15 protein-coding genes and 1 riboswitch are annotated in these 17,523 nt (G+C 71.9%); of the genes, 7 read left to right on the forward strand and 8 right to left on the reverse strand.

What is annotated here, in order from left to right; all coding sequences use genetic code 11:
* Positions 1-406 precede the first annotated feature (406 nt).
* From FLX07_RS10265 to FLX07_RS38340, 5 genes are all read right to left on the reverse strand, one after another.
* Positions 407-1,153, reverse strand: coding sequence for a sirohydrochlorin chelatase (locus FLX07_RS10265; protein ID WP_229689662.1), 747 nt, complete (start codon positions 1,151-1,153; stop codon positions 407-409).
* Positions 1,150-1,878, reverse strand: a complete 729-nt coding sequence (locus tag FLX07_RS10270; RefSeq protein WP_142569989.1) for a phosphoadenylyl-sulfate reductase — start codon at positions 1,876-1,878, stop codon at positions 1,150-1,152. Before FLX07_RS10270 ends, FLX07_RS10265 begins: the two co-directional genes overlap by 4 nt.
* Before the next feature lie 60 nt (positions 1,879-1,938).
* Positions 1,939-2,094 (reverse strand): Insertion element protein, encoded by a 156-nt coding sequence (locus FLX07_RS10275; RefSeq protein WP_142569992.1) that lies wholly within the window; start codon positions 2,092-2,094, stop codon positions 1,939-1,941.
* Positions 2,091-3,773, reverse strand: a complete 1,683-nt coding sequence (locus FLX07_RS10280) for a nitrite/sulfite reductase (protein ID WP_142569994.1) — start codon at positions 3,771-3,773, stop codon at positions 2,091-2,093. Before FLX07_RS10280 ends, FLX07_RS10275 begins: the two co-directional genes overlap by 4 nt.
* Before the next feature lie 311 nt (positions 3,774-4,084).
* Positions 4,085-4,219, reverse strand: coding sequence for a hypothetical protein (locus tag FLX07_RS38340; RefSeq protein WP_263407616.1), 135 nt, complete (start codon positions 4,217-4,219; stop codon positions 4,085-4,087).
* Between the two features lie 221 nt (positions 4,220-4,440).
* On the opposite strand from FLX07_RS38340, the gene FLX07_RS10285 reads away from it, so the two are divergent.
* The 5 genes from FLX07_RS10285 (at position 4,441) to FLX07_RS10305 (ending at position 11,031) form a co-directional block, all read left to right on the forward strand.
* The gene (locus tag FLX07_RS10285; RefSeq protein ID WP_223853256.1) at positions 4,441-5,409 is read left to right on the forward strand and encodes a YihY/virulence factor BrkB family protein; all 969 of its coding nucleotides are present in this window, start codon (positions 4,441-4,443) and stop codon (positions 5,407-5,409) included.
* 32 nt (positions 5,410-5,441) lie between these two features.
* Positions 5,442-7,046: a serine/threonine-protein kinase gene (locus FLX07_RS37625; RefSeq protein WP_223853257.1), complete on the forward strand. Its 1,605-nt coding sequence runs from the start codon at positions 5,442-5,444 to the stop codon at positions 7,044-7,046.
* Positions 7,047-7,251: 205 nt separating this feature from the next.
* Positions 7,252-7,347: riboswitch (ZMP/ZTP riboswitch) on the forward strand.
* A gap of 9 nt (positions 7,348-7,356) precedes the next feature.
* The gene (gene glyA / locus FLX07_RS10295) at positions 7,357-8,634 is read left to right on the forward strand and encodes a serine hydroxymethyltransferase (RefSeq protein ID WP_425280120.1); all 1,278 of its coding nucleotides are present in this window, start codon (positions 7,357-7,359) and stop codon (positions 8,632-8,634) included.
* 522 nt (positions 8,635-9,156) lie between these two features.
* A complete protein-coding gene (rsgA, locus tag FLX07_RS10300; RefSeq protein ID WP_229689663.1) occupies positions 9,157-10,311 on the forward strand; it encodes a ribosome small subunit-dependent GTPase A in 1,155 nt (384 codons plus the stop codon).
* 39 nt (positions 10,312-10,350) lie between these two features.
* On the forward strand, positions 10,351-11,031 hold the full coding sequence (locus FLX07_RS10305) for a phosphoribosyltransferase (RefSeq protein ID WP_167748189.1): 681 nt from the start codon (positions 10,351-10,353) through the stop codon (positions 11,029-11,031).
* Positions 11,032-11,118: 87 nt separating this feature from the next.
* Here the strand turns inward: FLX07_RS10305 and FLX07_RS10310 are convergent, their stop codons facing one another.
* From FLX07_RS10310 to FLX07_RS10320, 3 genes are all read right to left on the reverse strand, one after another.
* Positions 11,119-11,433 carry a WhiB family transcriptional regulator gene (locus FLX07_RS10310; protein ID WP_076434697.1) on the reverse strand — a complete coding sequence of 105 codons (315 nt, stop codon included), beginning with the start codon at positions 11,431-11,433 and terminating at the stop codon, positions 11,119-11,121.
* 116 nt (positions 11,434-11,549) lie between these two features.
* Positions 11,550-12,455, reverse strand: a complete 906-nt coding sequence (locus FLX07_RS10315; RefSeq protein ID WP_142570002.1) for a sucrase ferredoxin — start codon at positions 12,453-12,455, stop codon at positions 11,550-11,552.
* Between the two features lie 172 nt (positions 12,456-12,627).
* Complete coding sequence (locus FLX07_RS10320) at positions 12,628-14,136, reverse strand: glycerol-3-phosphate dehydrogenase/oxidase (protein WP_142570004.1); 1,509 nt, start codon at positions 14,134-14,136, stop codon at positions 12,628-12,630.
* Positions 14,137-14,193: 57 nt separating this feature from the next.
* On the opposite strand from FLX07_RS10320, the gene FLX07_RS10325 reads away from it, so the two are divergent.
* Complete coding sequence (locus tag FLX07_RS10325) at positions 14,194-15,807, forward strand: FAD-binding oxidoreductase (protein ID WP_223853258.1); 1,614 nt, start codon at positions 14,194-14,196, stop codon at positions 15,805-15,807.
* Between the two features lie 170 nt (positions 15,808-15,977).
* On the forward strand, positions 15,978-17,477 hold the full coding sequence (locus FLX07_RS10330; RefSeq protein WP_142570006.1) for a metallophosphoesterase family protein: 1,500 nt from the start codon (positions 15,978-15,980) through the stop codon (positions 17,475-17,477).
* The last annotated feature ends 46 nt before the right edge of the window (positions 17,478-17,523 follow it).

Genomic DNA, 17,523 nt, shown 5'->3' on the forward strand with positions numbered 1-17,523 from the left:
CCAAAGACGGACTCTCCAAAAAAGAGATCATCCGCTGCCTCAAACGCTACGTCGCCCGCGAGCTCTACCGGATCATCACCACACCAAATGATCAAAAACTCGCAGCTTGACATCCATAGGAGCATCCCAGCTACCCGGCGAACCTATGCGGTCACAGCACTAGATGAGTACGTCTCGGCGAGAAGTACTTCTCCCACTGGGTTGACAAAGGTCGTGAGGAGGGCCGTGCGGAAGGCGAGATCGACTCGATTCTCACGGTGCTCGACGCCCGTGGTCTGGAGATCTCCGACGAAGCGCGTTAACGGATCCGCCGGTGTGAGGACCTGAGCCAGCTCGGCACCTGGGTCCGCAGGGCCGCCCCCGTCGCCTCCGCCGACGACCTTTTCACCTAGCCCCGGCCGCGCGGTCAGGCGGCCTTGGAGGCGGCGCGTACGGCCTGGGCGTGGCGTTCGAGCAGGAGCGCGACCAGTTCGGGGGCGGAGCCGAGGACGCCTGCCACGGCGTGCGCCCCGGCCTCCAGGGCGTCGCGCTCCACCATGTCGGCGAAGTGGCCGGGGGCCAGCAGGTAGGGCGCCACCACGACCTTCGGGGCGCCCGCGTGCGTCAGCCGCACGACCTCGTCCCGGGGGGTGGGTGCGGCGGCCGAGGCGTAGGCGGGGGTGACCGACCACCAGGGCCGGGTGCGTGCCCACTCGCGGGCGACGGCGGCGATCGTCGCGTTCGCCCGGCGGTCGCTGGAGCCGGCCGAGACGAGCACCACGGCGGTGTCCGGATCGCCGATCTCCACACCGGCCTCGGAGAGGCGGCGTTCGAGGGCCCGGACGAGCAGCGGGTGCGGGCCGAGCGTGGGGCCGCAGACGGCCCGCAGCCGCGGCGTGCGGCCGGTCGCCTCCCGCAGCGCCGCCGGGATGTCCACCCGGCTGTGATAGGCGGCGGTGAGCAGCAGGGGGAGCACGACGGCCTCGTCCAGTCCCGACAGTGCCTGCGGCAGCGACGGCGGGGCGTGGTCGAGATAGGCGGCACGGACGTCCAGGCCGGGCCGCGCCCGCCGTACGCCGTCGAGCAGCGCCTCCACGGTCGCGGTGGCGCGCGGGTCGCGGGACCCGTGCGCGACCGCGATCAGCGGCGCGCCTGTGTGCGGGACGGTCGTCACAGGTGGATGCCGCACTCGATCTTGCCGAGGCCGGCCCAGCGGCCGCTGCGCGGGTCCTCGCCCGGTGCCACCCGGCGGGTGCAGGGGGCGCAGCCGATCGAGGGGTAGTCGTCGTAGTGCAGCGGGTTGATCAGGACGCCGTTGTCGGCGATGTAGTTGTCCACGTCCTCCTGGGTCCACCGGGCGATGGGGTTGACCTTCACCATCTGCCGCTTGGCGTCCCACTCCACGACCTTGGTGGTCGCCCTGGTGGGCGACTCGTCGCGGCGGATGCCCGACACCCAGGCGAGGTAGGGCTCCAGCGCCCGGTTGAGCGGCTCGACCTTGCGCAGGTAGCAGCACAGGTCGGGATTGCGACCGTACAGGCGCGGCCCCAGGTCGCGGTCCTGCTCCTCGACGGTCCTGGACGGCTTCACGTTGATCACGTTGACCTTGTAGACCGCCTCGACCGCGTCCCGCGTGCCGACGGTCTCGGCGAAGTGGTAGCCGGTGTCGATGAACAGCACGTCGACGCCGGGCTTGACCCTGCTGACCAGGTCGATCAGCAGGGCGTCGCTCATCGACGAGGTGAGACAGAGGCGGTCGCCGAAGGTGGCCGCGGCCCAACGGATGATCTCCCGGGCGGGCGCGTCCTCAAGGAAGCGCGCCGCGGACTCCACGATGCCCTGGAGGTCCAGCGTCACCCGCTGCCGCTCCAGTCCTGCCTCTATCTCCACCACCGACATCGCTACTCCTCACACGTCGTTCATTGGTTCATCGGATGATTGGATGAAAGCCCTCGGAAATCACGAACGCACGCCGAGGCCGAGGAATTTCACCCGGAAGGCGCGGGCACAGGACCTGCAGTACCATCCGTGGCTCTCCTCCTCGGTCACGTAGGGCTCCAGGTCTTCCTCGCCGCAGTACGGGCAGTAGAACGGCGCAGCCCTCTCGGTGGTCATTTCAGGTCGGCCTCGTCGGCGCGCTGGACCCACTCGGCGAAGGTCTCGCCGTCGTTCTTCTGCTTCTCGAAGTTGCGCACGACCCGCTCGACGTAGTCGGGCAGGTCCTCGGCCGTGGTCTTGAGGCCGCGGACCTTGCGGCCGAAGCTCGGGTTCAGGCCGAACGTGCCGCCCAGGTGGACCTGGTAGCCCCCGACCTGCTCACCCTTGTCGTTGACGACGAGCTGGCCCTTCAGCCCGATGTCCGCCGTCTGGATGCGGGCGCAGGAGTTCGGGCAGCCGTTGAGGTTGATCGTCAACGGCTGGTTGAAGTCCGGCAGACGCCGCTCCAGCTCGTCGATCAGCTCCGACGCGGCGTTCTTGGTCTCGACGATCGCGAGCTTGCAGTACTCGATGCCGGTGCAGGCCATCGTCTGGCGGCGGAACGTGGACGGGTTGACCCGCAGGTCGGCCGCCTCAAGCTCGGCCACGATCGACTCCACCTGCTCGGGCGCGACGTCGAGGATGACCATCTTCTGCTCGATCGTGGTCGCCACGCGGGTGCTCCCGTGGCGCTCGGCGATGTCGGCGATCCGGTGCATCAGGTCGCCGCTCAGACGGCCCACGCGGGGTGCGAAGCCCACGTAGTAGTTGCCGTCCCGCTGGAGGTGGACGCCGACGTGGTCGCGCCGGTCCCCTCGCGGCGCCGCGGGAGCCGGGCCGTCGGGCAGTTCGTACTTGAGGTATTCGGTCTGCAGCACGTCGCGGAACTTCTCCGCGCCCCAGTCGTTGACGAGGAACTTCAGCCGCGCCCTGCCCCGCAGTCGCCGGTAGCCGTAGTCGCGGAAGATGCCGGCGACGCCGGCCCACACCTCGTGGGCCTGCTCGGGCCGGACGAACACGCCGAGCCGCTTGGAGAACATCGGGTTGGTCGACAGGCCGCCGCCCACCCACAGGTCGAAGCCGGCCTCGCCCTGCTCGTTCACCACGCCGACGAACGAGATGTCGTTGATCTCGTGGACCGTGCAGTGGGCGGCGCAGCCGCTGATCGCGGTCTTGAACTTGCGCGGCAGGTTCGAGAACGCCGGGTCGCCGATGTAGCGCTCGCGGATCTCCTGGAGCTGCGGCCGTCCGTCGATCACCTCGTCGGCGTCGATCCCGGCCAGGGGGCAGCCGAGCATGCCGCGCGGCGTGTCACCGCACGCCTCGGTGGTGGACAGGCCCACGGCCTCCAGCCGCGTCCACATGTCCGGCACCGATTCGATCTCCACCCAGTGGAGCTGGATGTTCTGCCGGTCGGTGACGTCGGCGGTGCCCCTGGCGTAGTCGTTGGAGACGTCGGCGATCACCCGGAGCTGCTGGAGGCTGAGCTGGCCGCCGTCGGTCCGGATGCGGATCATGAAGTAGCGGTCGTCGAGCTCCTCGGGCTCCAGGATGGCCGTCTTGCCGCCGTCGATGCCCGGCTTGCGCTGCGTGTACAGGCCGTACCAGCGGAAGCGGCCGCGCAGGTCGGCGGGGTCGATGGAGTCGAAGCCCTGCTTGGAGTAGACGTCGATGATCCGCTGGCGGACGTTCAGCCCGTCATCGGCCTTCTTGTTCTCCTCGTTCTTGTTCAGCGGCTCACGGTAACCGAGAGCCCACTGACCTTCGCCGCGCGGGCGCTTGTGGTGGCGGTTCGCCGGGCGGGCCGGGGTGCTCATGGGCACACGTCCTTCTCCGAGGCTCGGTCTGAGATCGGGTTTCGGCGGGACGCCGGCGCAGGTGGCCTCTCACCTCGCCGTCGAGCGTGAGGGCATACAAAAACGACACCTGGCCAAGCGCCCGGATGGATCAGCGGAGGGCGACGGTCAGCCGGCGTCGATACAGATCGCGCTACGGACACGCAGGAGATCGACGTGGCGTCGCACGACGAGCAACGGGTCCGCTGGCATGTCCCAAACGATACCTCTGAGATCCTGGATGTCCAAGTTCGTGTCCAGGATGCGGGATTGTGACGGCAATGTAACGCGGGTCAGCCCTTGCGGACCCAGTTCTCCGGCGGCTCGGCCTCGTGTTCCTTCTCGGACGGCTCCTGATGCTGGCAGTCGCACCAGGATCCGCCGCGGCACTCCTCGTGCCGGTGCTCTCCACACGCTCGGCAGATCATGTCTCCATTGTGAACGCCGTGCTGCGAACCGGGCCGGCCGCAGGGGCGCGGCGCGGGCATGGACCGGGGACGTGAGCGCCCTGATGACGACGTGGGAAACGCGGTTCTCGCGAGCAGGGGGCGGGGGCCCCTATTCTTGGCGGCGACAATCCCGCCCGCAGGTCACGTACTAACCGCCGCGGCAGCGGGTAGAGCCCAGTTCTCATGACCGGTTGGGTGCCATGACCTCCACGGACGCGCCGTCGCGCAGGCCGCGGCGCCTCACGCGCCAGGGCATGGCGCTCGCCAGGGCGCGTCTCACCTGGTTGCGCGACACGAACCTCTGGGCCCTGGCGAAGGCGACCACGATGGCGGGCGTCAACTACCGGGTGACCGGCCTCGCGGGCGAGGCGGCGTTCTTCGCGCTGCTGTCCCTGCCGCCGTTCGTCCTCGGGCTGCTCGGCGTCATGGGCCACCTGAGCGGGCTGCTCGGCCCGGCCGCCATCGCCGAGATCAAGCGCTGGGTCGTGGACCAGTCCGAGCTGCTGTTCACCGACAACACCGTCCAGCGGGTCGTCAAACCGCTGCTCGCCGACGTGCTGAGCGGCGGCCAGGTCTCGCTGATCTCCGTCGGCTTCCTGCTGTCGCTGTGGTCGGGCTCGCGGGCCCTGTTCGTCTACGTGGACTTGATATCCATCGCGTACGGCCTGGGGGAGACCCGGGGGATCATCCGCACCCGGGTCCTGTCGTTCGGCCTGTACCTCGCCGCGCTGCTGATGGGGCTGGTCGTCATGCCGATCCTGGTCATCGGGCCCACCCTGATGTCCAACGCCCTGCCCAGGTACGCCGCGCTCGTGACCGTCCTCTACTGGCCCGTGCTCGTGATCGGCTCGGTGCTGATGCTCACGCTGCTCTACCACGTGAGCGTGCCGCACCGGACGCGCTGGTGGCGCGAGACTCCGGGGGCCCTGCTGGCGCTGGTGATCTGGATCGGGTGCGCCGCGTTCCTGCGCGAGGTGCTCGCGGCCTGGTTCACCCCGCTGTCGATCTACGGCTCGCTCGCGGCGCCGATCGCCGTGCTGCTGTGGCTCTACATCACCGCGCTCGCCGTGCTCATCGGGGCGACGCTGAACGCGGAGGTGGACCGCCTGTGGCCGCTGGGCGGCGCCACCAGGCACGAGCACCATCACCGCAAGTCCGATAAAGGCTGATCTATCCCGGTGGCGATGGAAGGATGGCGTCGATGGACGCACAGCCTTCCGCCGGCGACTCCACCGCGACCCACCGGCGCACGATCGGCCCCTACGTTCCCGTACGCCGCCTGGGGGAGGGCGGCATGGGCATCGTCTATCTCGCCCGCGACCCGGGGGGCCGCCAGGTGGCGCTCAAGGTCATGCGGCCGGAGCTGGCCGCCCAGGAGGAGTTCCGGGCCCGGTTCCGCAAGGAGGCGGAGGCCGCCAAGCGGGTCGCCAGGTTCTGCACCGCGCCGCTCCTCGACGCCGGGCAGGACGGCGACCGGCACTATCTCGTCACCGAATACGTGGACGGTCCCGACCTGTCGGCGGTGATCGACGCGCAGGGCCCGTTGTCCGGCTCGAACCTCGACGCGCTCGCGGTCGGCGTCGCGACGGCCCTCGCCGCCATCCACGAGGCGGGGATCGTGCACCGCGACCTCAAGCCGTCCAACATCCTGCTGTCGCCCCTCGGCCCCCGGGTGATCGACTTCGGTGTGGCTCATCTCGCCGACATGCTGGCCGAGCGGACCGGCACCGTGATCGGGACGCCCAGTTACATGCCGCCCGAGCAGGCGCGCGGGGAGCCGGTGACCTCGGCGGCCGACGTCTTCGCCTGGGGGTGCGTGGTCGCGTACGCCGCCACCGGCAGGCCGCCGTTCGGCGGCGGCGCGGCGCCGGAGGTCCTCTACCGGGTCGCGCACCACGTGCCGCACCTGACGGGGATGGACGAGCGCCTGCGGCCCCTGGTCGAGCAGGCGCTGGACAAGGATCCGGCCCGGCGGCCGAGCGCCCAGCGGCTCCTCGACCGGCTGCTCGGCCGGGAGGAGGTCGCGGTCGAGGCCGCCACGAGGATCGTCACCGACATCTGGGCCGCCCCCGGCGAGACGACGCGCCAGGCGGTCCCGGGCGCGGGCGCGGAGCCGTACGGCGCGGACGGGCCGGACGGGACGGGACTGCGTGGCACACAACACAGCGACGCAGACCAGGGCGGCACACAACGCAGCGGCACAGAACAGGGCGGCGGAGCGCGCGGCGGCAGGGGACGCGGCGGCACAGAACGGAGCGACGCGGGGGCGGGCGGCTCGGGGGCGGTTGGCTCGGGGGCGGGTGGCACGGGTGGGCGGCGCGGCCGCCGCTGGGTGCCGATCGCGGTGGCTGGAGGGGCGCTCGCGGTGGCCGCCGCGATCCTGCTCCTGACGCTGCGCCCCTTCGGCGGCGGGACGACCCCGAAGGGGCCGCTGGCGGCGCGGGACGTCACGTTCAACGGCTCCTTGCTCCACGTGACCGTCGACTCGGTGCGGCGGAGGGGGACCTCCGTGAGCGTGCAGCTGACGGTCACGCTCAAGGACGGGAACCGATGGTGGCCGAGGAATGTGTTCGGCGACCAGATGTCGGGCGCCGCCCTCGTGGATCCGCCCAGCGGCTCCAAGTTCGTGCCCGCGAGCAAGGACGGCGGGTGCCTGTGCAGCGCGATCCCGGGCCAGCTCCTCAACCCGGGCGACGTGCTTCCGCTCTACGCCACGTACACGGGTGTGCCGGAGGGGCTGGACGAGATCGGCTTCGACGTTCCCGGGTTCGGGCTGTTCGCCGACCTTCCCCTCGATGACGCCTGACCGGACGGCGTCTTCCGGGACGTGCCGATCTCGGCGCCCTGAGCCCGATCCCTGAACCCAATGCCTGAACGCAAGCCCTGAGCCCAACCCCGAGCCTCATCCCAAGCCCTGTTCCGGACCGCATTCCGAGGCTCACTCCGACCCTCACTCCGTAGCCTCGTTCCGGGCCGCACCCGGCTCTCGGACGAGGCGCGCTCCGCTAGGGTTGAGGCATCGTGACTGGCGCTGGAACGCCCGATGGGCGCAGGTGGGGCACCACCGGGGAGCGAATCTGCGGAGGCCGTGCGCCTGGGTCGCCGCCGCCGTCGACGTGGAGAAGGAAGGCGCCATGGCTGAGAACTCGCTGAACGTCGTCGATCCCGAGATCGCCGAACTGATCAGGGCGGAGGAGCGGCGGCAGGCCGACACCGTCAAGCTGATCGCGTCCGAGAACTACGTGTCCAGGGCCGTCCTGGAGGCGACCGGGACCGTTCTCACCAACAAATACTCCGAGGGCTACCCGGGCAAGCGCTACTACGAGGGCCAGCAGGTCATCGACAAGATCGAGACGCTGGCGATCGAGCGGGCCAGGTCGGTCTTCGGGGTGAGTCACGCCAACGTCCAGCCCTACTCGGGCTCGCCCGCCAACCTCGCCGTCTACCTGGCGTTCCTGAACCCGGGCGACACCGTGCTCGGCATGGGCCTGCCGTTCGGCGGTCACCTGACCCACGGCTGGTCGGTGTCCGCCACCGGCAAGTGGTTCAACTCGGTCCGCTACGGCGTGCGCCGCGACACCGGCCGCATCGACATGGACGAGGTGCGCGCGCTGGCGCTGGAGCACCGGCCCAAGCTGATCTTCTGCGGCGGCACCGCGATCCCGCGCACGATCGACTTCCCGGCCTTCGCCGAGATCGCCAAGGAGGTCGGCGCGGTGCTCGCGGCCGACATCGCCCACATCGCGGGCCTCGTCGCCGGCGGCGCCCACCCCTCGCCGGTCGGGCACGCGGACGTGATCTCCACGACCACCCACAAGACCCTGCGCGGCCCGCGCGGTGCGATGCTCATGGCGAACACCGACGAGGTCGCCAAGGCGCTCGACAAGGCCGTGTTCCCCGGCCTGCAGGGCGGCCCGCACAACCACACGACCGCCGCCATCGCGGTCGCCCTGCACGAGGCCGCCCAGCCGGAGTTCAAGACGTACGCCGCGCAGATCGTGAAGAACGCGCAGGCGCTCGCCGACGAGCTGCTCGCCCGCGGGTTCGACCTGGTCTCCGGCGGCACCGACAACCACCTGATCCTGATGGACCTCACGTCCAAGGGCGTCGGGGGCAAGCCGGCCGCGCAGGCCCTCGACCGGGCGGGCCTGGAGACGAACTACAACACCGTGCCCTTCGACCCGCGCAAGCCGTTCGACCCGTCCGGCATCCGCATCGGCACGCCGTCGGTCACCTCGCGCGGGATGGGCGAGGCCGAGATGCGCCAGATCGCGGCGTGGATGGACGAGGTCGTCACCGCCGTGGCCAAGGGCGACGCGGAGGACGTGATCGCACGGGTGCACGGCGAGGTCACCGAGCTGACCGGCCGGTTCCCCGCGCCCGGCCTGTCCTGACCTTCCAACCACCGTGATCTTGCGGTTTGTCGCAAGGGTGCGGGCGGACCTCGCACCGCACCTTCGTGATCTTGCGGTTTGTCGCATCGACAGCCAGTGACCTGCGCCATCCGTGTGCTTGATCTTGCGCGAGATGTCGCGGCTGCCCACCTGGCCTGCCGATAGTCGCAACGTGATCTTGCAGTCTCCGCCGACTGCAAGATCACGAGCGCTTGAAGGCCAGGTCGGCGACTGATTCGATGAATCTCTGCAAGATCACGACTGCGCTGCTATGTCGTCTACCTGTGCTTTCTCTTCGCTCTGCGACAAACTACAAGATCACGGCATGGGTGGGGGATAAATGGGTTGCGGGGGGTGAGTGCGGGGCTGTTACTGTTCCCCCGTCGCCGCCACCGAGCGGCCAGGACCAGGGAGGTGAGGACTATGCGGGTCTTTCTGACGACCATGCCGTCCGTCAACTCCCGGGTGTCCGCCTAGTCTCTTCTCGCTGGGACGCCCGGTTTCCGAAGGGTGTTTCCAGCAGTGTTCAACGAACTTTCTCTTCTCGGCTGGCACGACGGGCTCGCGGAGCAGCTGCCCGACCTGCCCGGCGGCGCCGTTCCCGCGCGTGTGGCGCGGGTAGACCGGGGCGCCGCCGAGGTCATCGCCGCCGACGGAAACCATCAGGCGCGGTTCGGCGCCCGCGTACGCAGGGCCGCGGCGGCCGATCCGCTCGCGCTCCCGTGCGTGGGCGACTGGGTCGCGCTCGCCCGGCTCGACCTGTCCTCATCCCAGGGGGGCCGCTACGAACTGGCCGAGGTGCTGCCCCGCCGTACGGCCTTCGTCCGGGGCGGCGTGAGCCGCGACTCGCGCGGAGGGCTGTCGGGCGACGGCCAGGGCCAGGTCCTGGCCGCCAACGTCGACGTGGTCTTCGTGGCCGAGCCGTCCATGCACGCCACGCCGCCCGAAGGGCCAGGGGGGGTCGTCCCCCCGGGCAAGCACAGCGCCGACCTCGGCAGGATCGAGCGCCTCGTGGCGCTCGCCTGGGAGAGCGGCGCCCGGCCGGTCGTGCTCGTCACCAAGGCCGACCTCTTCGAGCAGGGTCTGGACGATCTCCTCGCCGACGTCGCGGCGGCGGCGCCGGGCGTCGACGTCCACCCGGTCTGCTCGCTCACCGGCGACGGCGTGGATCTGGTGCGCGCCCACCTCGGCCCCTCGGGGACCGCGGTGGTCCTCGGTGCGTCGGGCGCGGGCAAGTCCACGCTCGTCAACGCCCTCGCCGGCGCGGAGGTCATGGAGACCCAGCAGATCAGGGCCGCCGACGGGCGGGGCAGGCACACCACCGTCCACCGGCAGCTCATCGTGCTGCCCGGCGGCGGGCTCGTCATCGACACCCCCGGCATCCGCCGGGTCGGTCTGTACGAGATGAGCCAGGGCGTCGATCTGGTCTTCTCCGACATCGAGGAGCTGGCCGAGGACTGCCGGTTCTCTGACTGCCGGCACCGGGAGGAACCGGGCTGCGCGGTGCTGGCGGCGGTCGAGTCGGGCGAGCTGCCCGAGCGGCGGCTGGAGAGCTGGAACAGGCTCCAGCGGGAGGCCGCCTGGATGGCCCGCCGCACCGACGCCCGGCTGCGCGCCGAGGAGACCCGCAAGTGGAAGACCATCCACAAGCAGATGCGGGGCATGGGCCGCCCGTAGGCCCGGGTGCGTTCCGTTGCGGGTGGGTATGACCGGGGCGTGAGGACGATCCGGGTGCGGCTGCCGTACGCCGGCCGGGCAGCGGCGGGTGCACTGCTCGCCGAGGTTCTGCGCGACATGGTTCCGCAGGATCCGGTGGTGCTCGCCCTGCCGCGCGGCGGCGTGGCGGTGGCCGCGCCGATCGCGGAGCGGCTGCGCGCCCCGCTCGACGTGCTGGTGACCCGGAAGATCGGGCATCCGGCCCGGCCCGAGCTCGGGGTCGGCGCGATCGCGGAGGGCGGGCGGCCCGTGTTCGACTCCGAGACGCTCGACCGGCTCGGCCTGGAACCGCAGGACGTGGCGGAGGTGGCCGGGCGGGAGCGGCGCGAGCTGGCCAGGCGGGTGCGGGTCTACCGGGGAGAGCGGCCGCTGCCGGAGCTGCGCGGCCGTGACGTGATCGTGGTGGACGACGGCCTGGCGACCGGAGGCACGGCGCGCGCCGCGCTGCGGGCCGTACGGACGATCCAGGCGGGGTGGGGCCGGGTGACGCTGGCGGTGCCGGTCGCCGCTCCGGAGACGGTGGAGGCGATGCGGGGAGAGGCGGACGAGATCGTCGTGCCGGCCACCCCGGAGAACTTCCGCGCGGTGGGCCAGTGGTACCGGCGGTTCGACCAGCTCACCGATGACGACGTGCTGGGGCTGCTGGCCGCGGCGGGGTGCGGAGGGACGGATGAAACCTGAAGGGCGCTCCGCGTGCGCCGTCGCCCACATCGGGGGACGGGACGCGAAGCGCCCAGCGGTGACGCGTGTCGGGGAAGGGGGAAATGCTCAGGCCACGGCGCTGATTCCGGCGCTGGCGGCGCGCCGCATGCGACGGCGACGCTCGGACGCGCGCTCGTCCTCGTTGAGACCGCCCCACGTGCCGTACTTCTCCGGACGGGAGAGCGCGTAGTCGAGGCACTCCGCTCGCACAGGACACTGAGCGCAGATGGCCTTGGCCTTGCGCTCCCGGATGTCGCGCTCGGGCTGACGCTCGCCGTCAGGACCGAAGAACAGCACCAGGTCCTCTCCCCGGCACGCGGCATCATCCTGCCAACCCCAGCTGGGGCGCGGGCGGGCGAGCTGCCGACGTACCTGAGACATGAGAAACCACCTTTGGTGAGAGGTATTTCAGTGTTTGTGCCGCATTGGACGCTTGTGGCGTCCCTTGTGCCAACGCAGGGATAGGCCGTGGTGTTCCCGGCTCCGGGGCGGAGCCCTCAGGTCAACACCGGCGTGAGCTCGCTCAGCTCGGCCAACCTGTAGGTCGGGATTCCGTCGGCGCAAGTCAACCCGCACGGTGCCGTGAGCACCGTGGGCTCGACCACGACCCGAAACCGCGACGTCCCACGCTCCGTCGTGCGCCGCACGACGCAGACCGTGGTGTCGTCAACCGACCGGGAGGATTCCACGGCCACCCCGCCGACCGAGATCTCGCCGGTATGCGCCCGGACGAAGTGCTCAGCGGCCTGCAGTGGCTCAGGGATGCCCGCGCGTCCCCGGAAACGGTCGAGGACGACCTCGCCGTGCCGGTACGCGTTTGCCGCCGCGATCGCAGCAGCCTGAGACATGCTGCCGTAGTAAAGCCCGTGTGGCAAGCATACGAGGTTGGCGGCGTATCGATCGCCGCCGACATGTGTGGTTTCCCACACTTCGCCGGACAGGTTCTCGTCGAGGAACCGCGCCAGCGGGAGTCCCAGACGGGCACAGCACGCGTTGTGCCGACCGTGCGTGCAGACCAGGTACATCGGCTCGTTCACCAGTATGCAGGACTCCGGAACCACTCCGTGCACGAGAGCGCCCAGGTCAAGATCGTCGGGGCGCTCCACGAAGCCCTCGGCGAGCCACGGATCGTCCACCGCGGCCGCGGCGACATAGACGTGCAGGGGGCCCGTACGGGCCTCGCGGCGGCCGGGCCGGCGGATCAGTTGCGGCCGGATGTCAAGAGCCCTGGCGCGGGAGATCAGCCGGTGGACGTCATCCGGCAGCCGGCACTCCTCCAGCTCCGCGGCCCAGGGCCCCGCGTGCTCGATGAGCAGCCAGAACCGGCCCTTCCTGGTCGCGCTCGCCAGGATCGGCGCCTCCCCCGCGTGGCAGGCGGCGGGGTGCTCGCACCCGTTGGCCATCCGGTCCCGTCCCTCACTCGTGTTTCTTAGGTAAGACTAACCTTAACCAATCGCGTCAAGGGCTGCGGCCGCGGGGTCGTAAATCCGCGTTAAAGACGTAAATGTCCCGATATTGCCCGCTGTGTACAGAGATCGAGAGCACGCCAGGGACGGCGCCGGGGGTCGGTGCCGGTCAGGCGTAGGCCAGGGCGGCCTCGGCGGCGGGGAGGGCCGCCGCGCGGTCCTCGGGCACCAGCCCGATCCTGGTCCGCCGGTCCAGCAGGTCGCCGGCGTCCAGGGCGCCCTCGTGACGCACGGCCCACACCAGCTCGGCCCGGGTGATCCCCAGCGCCACCGGCTCGGCCAGGGCCGGGTCCGCGCGCATCAGGTCGCGCACCGCCCAGGACTCCGAGCCGTACCTGCGGGCCAGCCGCCCGGGCGCGCCGGGACGCACCGGCCCGGCCCCGACGAGGGGCAGCCGCGCCGTACGGCTCGCGCGGGCGTCGGGGCAGGCGGCGTCGACGGCGTCCTCGGCCATCCGCCGGTAGGTCGTGAGCTTCCCGCCCACGACCGTCACGACGCCGTCCGGCGAGCGCAGCACGGCATGGCGGCGGGACAGGTCGGCCGTCCGGCCGCCGGCGGCCTCCGGTGCGTCCACCGCGTCGACCAGGGGCCGCAGCCCGGCGAAGGCGCCGGCGACGTCCGCACGCGACAGCGGCCGGTCCAGGGCCGTCCCGATGACCTCCAGCAGGAACGCGACGTCGCTCTCGGGAGCCTCGGGGACGTCCGGGACCGGGCCGTCGAGCGGTTCGTCGGTCAGCCCGGCGTAGACCCGCCCGTCGGCTTGGGGGAGCACCAGCGCGAAGCGGGCGCGCTCGCCGGGGATCGGCACGTGCAGCCCCGCGCGCAGCGCGCCGAGCGCCCCGGGGCGCAGGACGAGGTGCGTGCCCCGCGAGGGACGCAGCACCACCGACGGCGTCAGCTCTCCGGCCCACACGCCGGTCGCGTTGATCACCGTGCGGGCCCGGATGTCGAACTCGTCGCCGGTCAGCTCGTCGCGCACCCGGGCGCCGTCCCCGGCGAGGGCCAGCGCGCGGCACCGGGTGAGGATCCGCGCGCCGTGGGCGGCGGCCGTGCGCGCCAGCGCCACGACCAGGCGGGCGTCGTCCACCACCCGGCCGTCCCACGACAGCAGCGCCCCGCGCAGGCCGTCCGCGCGCAGCGACGGGGCGAGGGCGAGCGCCCGGCCGGCCGAAAGCCGCGAGGGGCCGGGCAGCAGGCGCCGCGGCGTGCCCGCCGCGGCCCGCAGCGCGTCGCCCAGGCGGTAGCCGGTCATGAGGGCCGCGGCCTGCGCCCGGGGGACGTCCGGCGTCAGCGGCAGCACGTACGGGTGGGCGGCGACCAGGTGGGGCGCGGTGAAGCGCAGCAGGGCGTCGCGCTCCACCGCGCTCTCCCACGCCACGCCGACCTGGCCGCTAGCGAGGTAGCGCAGCCCGCCGTGGATGAGCTTGGAGCTCCACCGAGAGCTGCCGAACGCCAGGTCGTGGGCGTCCACGGCGGCCACCGACAGCCCGCGCGAGGCGGCGTCGAGCGCGGCTCCGGCCCCCGTCGCCCCCAGGCCGACCACGAGCACGTCCACGACGTCCGTGCCCGCCTCGTCGAGCTCCCACCGGCGCCTGGCGGCGTTCAATGAGGAGTTCATGTCCCCTCCACTACTCCCGCATTACTCTTTAGTAACCTACCTGGAGGCGCGACGGCTATGGAAACCCCTCTCACGGCGGCGGAACCCATGCTCTGGTCGGGCTGGGGTGATCCGGCCAAGGCCGCCGAGCTGCCCCCGCCGGTGCGCGACCTGCTGGCGCAACTCCTCGGCGTCCGGGCGCCCGCCACGCCGGCGGCGACGTTCGGCGAGGTGCGGCTGCCGCCGGTGGCGCTGCCGCCGCCCGTCCTGGCCGCGCTGGCCGCGATCGTGGGAGACGGGCACGTGCGGGCCGACGACGACGCCCGCATCCGGCACACCCGGGGCAAGTCCACCCCCGACCTGCTGCGCATGCGCTCGGGGGACGCCTCGGACGCGCCCGACGCCGTCGTGCTCCCCGGCTCGCACGACGAGGTGGCCGCCGTGCTGCGCCTGTGCGCGGAGCAGCGGGTGGCCGTGGTGCCGTTCGGCGGGGGCACCTCGGTGGTCGGCGGCCTCGTGGCGGCCCGGTGTGGCTCCGAGGGGGGCTTCGCGGGCGTGGTCGCGCTCGACCTGGCCCGGCTCGACCGGCTCGTCTCCGTCGACCCCGTGTCCATGATCGCCGAGCTGGAGCCGGGCCTGCGCGCGCCGCAGGCCGAGCAGCTCCTCGCCGCGCACGGGCTGACGCTCGGGCACTTCCCCCAGTCGTACGAGTACGCGACGCTGGGCGGGTTCGCGGCGGCCAGGTCCAGCGGGCAGGCCTCGGCCGGGTACGGCAGGTTCGACGACATGGTCGCCGGCATGACCGTCGCGACGCCCCGGGGCACGCTGGAGATCGGCCGAGCGCCCCGGTCGGCCGCCGGGCCGGACCTGCGCCAGGTGTTCCTGGGCTCCGAGGGCGCCTTCGGGGTGATCACCTCGCTGCGGCTGCGCGTCCGCAGGGCCCCGGACGTCAGGGCGTACGAGGGCTGGCGGTTCGCCACCTTCGCCGAGGGCACGGCCGCCATGCGGCGGCTCGCGCAGCAGGAGGGCCCGCCGCCCACGGTGCTGCGGCTGTCGGACGAGACCGAGACCATGGTCGGTCTGGCGAAGCCGGCCGACCTCGGCGCGGCGGGGCGCGACTCCGGCTGCCTGCTGGTGGCGGGCTTCGAGGGCTCCCCGGGCGACGTGGCCCACCGGCGGGACGGCGCCTCCGCCGTGCTGGTCGAGGCGGGCGGGGTGCACCTCGGGCCGGAGCCGGGGGACGCGTGGGCGCGGGGCCGGTTCTCCGCCCCCTACCTGCGCGACTCCCTGCTGGCCGCGGGGGCGACGGTGGAGACGCTGGAGACCGCCTGCTTCTGGTCGAACCTGCCGCGCCTGTACGACGCCGTGCGGCTGGCCCTGCTCGGCGCGCTCGGCTCCCCGCTGGTCATGTGCCACATCTCCCACGTCTACGCCACGGGGGCCTCGCTGTACTTCACCGTGGTGACCGCGCAGACCCGCGACCCCCTCGGGCAGTGGGCGGCCGCCAAACGCGCGGCGAACGAGGCGATCGTGCAGGCGGGCGGCACGATCTCGCACCACCACGGCGTCGGCCGCGACCACCGCGAGGCGTACGCCGCGGAGATCGGCGACCTGGGCGGCGAGATCCTGCGGGGGATCAAGGAACGGCTCGATCCCGCCGGGATCCTCAACCCGGGTGTGCTGATCCCCTAGCACCGCCTTTCCTGCGTGGTGTCGCCCCGAGCGGCCCCGCGCCACGTCGCCGCCGTCACTCGCGGGCTCGCCACGAGTTCCCTCCTCCGCCGTGCGTCGCACCATTCACGTCCCCGCAAGTTCGGGCAAATCTTGTCGATGGGGGCGATGGAAAGGCCAAGATTGTTCCCATGGTCGATGTGGGCGCGGCCGCCGCGCGGGGGAAGCAGGTCTCGTCACGGGTGTCGCAGGCCGGAGCGGGCTGGGACTGCGCGCAGATCGGCACGTTCGACGCGCTGCGGCCCAACCGGGACTCCTTCACCTGGCTGAACCCCCCGACCCTGTGGCGGTCCCGCAACGAGGTCCTCGCCCAGCTGTTCGGCGACCCCTCGCCGCAGGTGCGCCCCCGCTGGGTGGCGGCGCAGCGCGACCGCGGCGTGGACGAGGACTTCCGTGTCAGGCTCGACCTGGGGGAGGAGTTCTCGTTCCTGGTGCTCGGCGACACCGGCGAGGGCGACGCCTCGCAGTACGCGGTGGTGCCCGGGCTGCTCAAGCTCGGCGCGGGCACCGCGTTCGCCGTCATCGCGAGCGACGTGATCTACCCGACCGGCTCGGGCAACGAGTACGGCGACAAGTTCTTCCGGCCCTACAAGGACTACCCGGCCCCGATCTTCGCCGTGCCCGGCAACCACGACTGGTACGACGGGCTCGGCGGCTTCATGCGGGTCTTCTGCGCCGCCCACCCCCTGTCCGCCGAGCAACGGGGCTTCCGGTTGTCCCCCGACGGGCTGCGCGGGCTGCTGTGGAAGAAGCCGGCGACGATCGACGAGGACGCCCTCGCCGAGGCCGGGAAGATGCGGCCCGATCCGGGCCCGGCGCTGCCGGGGCCCTACTGGGTGATCGACACCGGCCGCCTGCTGCTCGTCGGCATCGACACCGGGATCAAGGGCACCCTCGACCGCGAGCAGGGCGAGTGGCTGCGCCGGGTCTCCACCGACCCCCGGCCCAAGATCCTGATCACCGGCAAGCCGATCTACGTCAACAACGCCTACCACCCCTGCGAGATCGAGGGCGGCGGCACGGTGGACGACGTGGTCCGCGACCCGGCGCACAACTACGTCGCGGCCATCGGCGGCGACGTGCACAACTACCAGCGCTACCCGGTCCGGGTGGAGGGGCGGCTCATCCAGTACGTCGTGTCCGGAGGCGGCGGGGCGTTCATGCACGCCACCCACACGATCTCCCGGGTGGACGTGGGCGGCGTCCACGAGGACGACTTCAAGTGCTATCCGCTGCGCGGCGACTCGCTGTCGTTCTACAGCCTGCTCTACAGCAGGAGGCTGCGGCTGCGCGGGCTCTACATCACCCCCGAGGAGGGGCTGGCCCTGATGTCCCGGCGGATCGGCAACACCCCGCCCCGGCCAACGCCGGGGGCGCCGATCGGCGCGCGGGTGAAGTGGGCGGCCCGGCTGCTCGGCGGCTGGCCGATGCCGTTCCGCCTGCCGGTGGGGCGGGTCTTCCACCGATACATCTCCGAACTGTCCGACTGGGACACCCCGCCCTTCTTCAAGAGCTTCCTCCACCTGTCGGTCACCGGGGACACGCTCCGGCTGCGCTGCTTCGCCGCGACGGGCTGCCTGCCGCAGGAGGAGGAGCCGCCGCTGGAGGACGAGGTCGAGATCCCGCTCTGATCGGCCGGGCGCGGCCGGATAAATGTCGGGGCCGCCTGGCAGGCTG

It is taken from the genome of Microbispora bryophytorum (assembly GCF_006874465.1).
Classification (GTDB): Bacteria; Actinomycetota; Actinomycetes; order Streptosporangiales; family Streptosporangiaceae; genus Microbispora; species Microbispora bryophytorum.

Coding starts and splice junctions, on each gene's coding strand:
- FLX07_RS10280 (WP_142569994.1), bottom strand. CDS start 3,773: ATGAGCACCCCGGCCCGCCCGGCGAACCGCCACCACAAGCGCCCGCGC.
- FLX07_RS37625 (WP_223853257.1), top strand. CDS start 5,442: ATGGACGCACAGCCTTCCGCCGGCGACTCCACCGCGACCCACCGGCGC.
- FLX07_RS10270 (WP_142569989.1), bottom strand. CDS start 1,878: ATGTCGGTGGTGGAGATAGAGGCAGGACTGGAGCGGCAGCGGGTGACG.
- FLX07_RS10315 (WP_142570002.1), bottom strand. CDS start 12,455: ATGGCCAACGGGTGCGAGCACCCCGCCGCCTGCCACGCGGGGGAGGCG.
- FLX07_RS38340 (WP_263407616.1), bottom strand. CDS start 4,219: ATGATCTGCCGAGCGTGTGGAGAGCACCGGCACGAGGAGTGCCGCGGC.
- FLX07_RS10330 (WP_142570006.1), top strand. CDS start 15,978: ATGGTCGATGTGGGCGCGGCCGCCGCGCGGGGGAAGCAGGTCTCGTCA.
- FLX07_RS10320 (WP_142570004.1), bottom strand. CDS start 14,136: ATGAACTCCTCATTGAACGCCGCCAGGCGCCGGTGGGAGCTCGACGAG.
- FLX07_RS10325 (WP_223853258.1), top strand. CDS start 14,194: ATGGAAACCCCTCTCACGGCGGCGGAACCCATGCTCTGGTCGGGCTGG.
- FLX07_RS10285 (WP_223853256.1), top strand. CDS start 4,441: ATGACCTCCACGGACGCGCCGTCGCGCAGGCCGCGGCGCCTCACGCGC.
- FLX07_RS10275 (WP_142569992.1), bottom strand. CDS start 2,094: ATGACCACCGAGAGGGCTGCGCCGTTCTACTGCCCGTACTGCGGCGAG.
- FLX07_RS10310 (WP_076434697.1), bottom strand. CDS start 11,433: ATGTCTCAGGTACGTCGGCAGCTCGCCCGCCCGCGCCCCAGCTGGGGT.